Origin of the sequence: Achromobacter sp. JD-1 (assembly GCF_038594925.1) — a bacterium.
In the GTDB taxonomy this organism is placed as follows: domain Bacteria; phylum Pseudomonadota; class Gammaproteobacteria; order Burkholderiales; family Burkholderiaceae_B; genus Achromobacter; species Achromobacter spanius_C.
Genome location: NZ_JBCGCS010000054.1, coordinates 1 through 3,006 on the forward strand (window position 1 = coordinate 1; position 3,006 = coordinate 3,006).

The window sequence follows — 3,006 nt, forward strand, 5'->3', positions numbered from 1 at the left end:
GCGGGTTCCGAACAAGGCACGCACTACCACTACACCGCCGAACTTGTGCCCGACAAAGTCGACTGGAAGCCCGAGCCTGCCCCTAAACCCCGCCTCGATGGCCCACAGATGGCCACCGTCGTCGGCCCGCCAAATGAAGAAATCTATTGCGACGCCTGGGGCCGCGTCAAAGTGCAGTTCCCCTGGGACCGGCTGGGTCGCAACGACGAACACAGCTCCTGCTGGATCCGCGTCTCACAAAACTGGGCTGGTGCGCAGTGGGGGCACATGGCGATACCGCGCATTGGACAAGAAGTCATCGTGCAATTCGCAAACGGCGATCCAGACCAACCAATAGTTATCGGGAGAACGTTCCGCGCCACCAACCTGCCGCCATATGAACTGCCGCGCCACAACATCCTGAACACGATCAAAAGCAAGGAGCACAAGGGCAACCGCGCCAATGAACTGCGACTGGACGACACGTCTGCACAGATCAGCGCGGCCTTGATGAGCGAACACGGCGATACGGAGTTGCATCTGGGTTACCTGACGCATCCGCGTCCAGGCAGTGGCGAACCTCGTGGCGAGGGGTTCGAGCTGCGCACGGATGAACACGGGGCGTTGCGAGCCGCCAAGGGGCTATTGTTAAGCACCGAGGCGCAGTTGCAAGCCAAGGGCGGGCAATTGGACCGATCCGATATCGTTGCAGCGTTGGAATCCGCATTGGAATTGGCTCGTAACCTGGGTGACTACGCCAGCACCCACGAAGGCGTACCCCACGACGCCCAGCCCCAGCAATCATTGACCGAAGCCGTGCGCGACCTGGGCCACGGCGCCAACAATCAGCCCGAAGGGACCGGCCAAGGCGATGCCGGCGCGATCGGCTTAAGCGCGCCAGCCGGCATCGCCGCCGCCACGCCCGCCGGCATCGTGATGACGGCAGGCGCCCACATCGACAGCATCGCCCAGCAGCACCAGCAGATCAGCGCGGGCGACAAAGTCGTCATCAACGCAGGCGGCGACCTGGGCCTGTTCTCGCAAAGCGGCGCCATGCGCCACATTGCCCACCAAGGCGAACTGCTGCTGCAAGCCCAACACAACGCCATCCGCATCCAGGCCGACCAAGGCGCCGAAATCACCTCCAGCAAACAGCATGTGCTGATCGCCGCCGACAAACACATCACGCTGCTCTGCGGCGGCGCGTACATCAAGATGGCCGACGGGAATATTGAACTGGGCATGCCGGGCGCCTTCTCGGTCAAGGCCACATCCCATGACTTCTCGGGCCCTACCGGCCGCACCGCGGCGCTGCCCACCTTCAGATCGCCTGACGTCGCTGCCGGCGACCATGCAGGCCGGTTCCGCATGAAGAAGACCGACGACCGCCTGTTTGAGCGCTATCGATACCGGATCATGGCAGGCGCGACGCTGCTGCTGGAAGGCACGACCACCAACAACGGTGAAACGGAATATCTCGACACCCCCCGCAGGCGCGATGTGCAGACTTACAAAACCATCATGCGCGAGGATCAGAAGATACCGGACAACCCAAGCGAGCTTGCGGCGCGGGTGGCCGAGATCAATCCCCATTACTCGGAATACGGGCCGATGGATGAGGCTTTTCTTGATTCCCACCTTGAAGGAGACGCCTGATGGCCGCCCCCGCCGCAGCCGCCGCGCTGGTCTGGGGCTATCGGGCCTATCGCGCCTACGCCGCCCATGAAGCCGCCCAAACCGCCATCGAAACAGCCGAAACCCTGGCGCAGATCAGCAAACGCAAGAAGGAAGTCCAAACCCTTCTGAAAGACATCATCGAAGGCATGAAAAAAGAAATCGACGTCAAAAGCTCGACCTTCGTACGCACCGGCGGCAACAGCACCGTATCGCGTGGGCGCAAGGAAAACGTGACGTATCAGCAATACATCGAACGCAAAATTCCATTTCGCCCCGTCAGCAGTACGGTGTGCCAATGGGCGCTGAAGTCGCCGCTGAAAGTCCCCAGGCGCATCCGCAAGAAGATCCCCGGTGAAGTCATCGAAACGACGATCGATATCGCGTTGAAGCAGACCACCGCGTCCCTGGTGTTTGAAGTGGTGGATGACTTGCTGGCGTGGCAGAGCCCGTTGAAAGCAGAGCCGAACTACGACGGCACCTCCTACATGCCGATGCTGGGAGATCCCTCCACACGCCCCAAGCGCATCAGCGAGTTCTTCCCTTTTTGGCCTCGGCCTAAAGGGAGCCTGGCACCGGATCTGGTCATTGTGGAGTATCGGCAGCAGCCGTTTGACGTCGGGAACGTATTTGCAGCGGTGGAAATCAAGTTTCCCAATGATTGGGTGAAGCGGGATCAGCTCGAGGACTACGTCATATTGATGGGCCGGGATAACAGAAAAGTAGCGCTCCTCCGAGTACCGGAAGACTGCACTGGATTTAAATCTTCCACGGAAAAACGTGGCCAAGGTGGAACACCAAGGAAATCAAAATGAGCACGATCGAGCGCTTGTTGGACGAGGAAGACGTTGCCGGCATGGTGGAAGACCTGAAGCGATGGCCCAACACAGCCGTCGAACTCAACGCGTTCGAACTTGCCGTTACCCCGTATCTGACCTTCTATTTCACGTACGACCCCAAGCACCTGCTTCGGACGACACTGGCCATGGTCGAAATCCACAAGGCCTTTGAAGCGCTTCTTGGCCACCCCTATACCGTCTCAACACACCCCGTTTCCGAGCGTCCCCATCCCTATGGTTCCAAGAGACTAGGAGACATTCGCGAGTGGGCACACAAAATTCGCCCCGACAAATCGTTCACAGTCGGCTTCACGGACGAAAAGAACTCGCAAAGCAGTCCCACCCATGCCGCCTACCTTTGGAGAAAACGGGATAGAGCAGCAAACGACGATTTCTCGTCTATTCAGTTCTATTACCGTTGGCAATGGTGGCTGGAAAACAAGGATGCGTGGCGAAAATTCGTTCTGGAAACCATTGGCCGTCTAAAGCCTGCGCAGGTATACAGCGGCTTTGC

At 59.3% G+C, this 3,006-nt stretch carries 3 protein-coding genes; all 3 read left to right on the forward strand.

Going from position 1 to position 3,006, the window contains the following annotated elements; all coding sequences use genetic code 11:
* The coding region (locus WBR68_RS31000; protein WP_255696343.1) for a type VI secretion system Vgr family protein at nt 1-1,635 on the forward strand (1,635 nt) is incomplete at its 5' end.
* Nucleotides 1,635-2,468, forward strand: coding sequence for a VRR-NUC domain-containing protein (locus WBR68_RS31005; RefSeq protein WP_230696215.1), 834 nt, complete (start codon nt 1,635-1,637; stop codon nt 2,466-2,468). The genes WBR68_RS31000 and WBR68_RS31005, both read left to right, overlap by 1 nt.
* On the forward strand, nt 2,465-3,006 hold a 542-nt coding region (locus tag WBR68_RS31010), incomplete at its 3' end, for a hypothetical protein (protein WP_230696216.1). The genes WBR68_RS31005 and WBR68_RS31010, both read left to right, overlap by 4 nt.